Annotated in this window: 2 pseudogenes; both read left to right on the forward strand. The window is 42.6% G+C overall.

The annotated features are described in order from the left end of the window. Positions 1–251, forward strand: a pseudogene (locus tag E0E16_RS14910) (transposase); the annotation flags it as partial. Between the two features lie 72 nt (positions 252–323). Beyond that, positions 324–453: pseudogene (locus E0E16_RS14155) on the forward strand (IS256 family transposase); the annotation flags it as partial.

The raw sequence follows: 453 nt of genomic DNA on the forward strand, positions 1-453 counted from the left end.
CAGTACTGGATAGGATTGATGAGGAGAAACGCTCCTCTGTTGAGGAAGTCACTCTGGATCTGTCCTACTCTATGCGCAAAATAGTCAGAAGGTCGTTTCCCAATGCCAAGCGTGTAATCGATAGGTTTCATGTACAAAAGTTAGCATGCGACGCCGTATAGGAATTGCGTATCAAGCACCGCTGGGATGCAATACAGCAGGCAAACGACGAGATGGAGGAGGCAAAACTCTGCGATGAACCATACAGCCCGGTACTGTCCTATAAAAGTGTGTAAGCTCCTTTTTTCTTATCTTTGTATTTGAAAACTATAAAAAAGGAAAAAATGAAACTTACACATTCGCAAATTTCGGAAATTATTTCGAATTACACAAGCAGCAGCGAGGGTTTTGTTACCCTTCAGTCATTAATCATGAACTCCCTGATGTATCATGAACGAGAGTTGTTCGTCAGCG

Source organism: Prevotella rectalis, from assembly GCF_900607215.1.
Classification (GTDB): Bacteria; Bacteroidota; Bacteroidia; order Bacteroidales; family Bacteroidaceae; genus Prevotella; species Prevotella brunnea.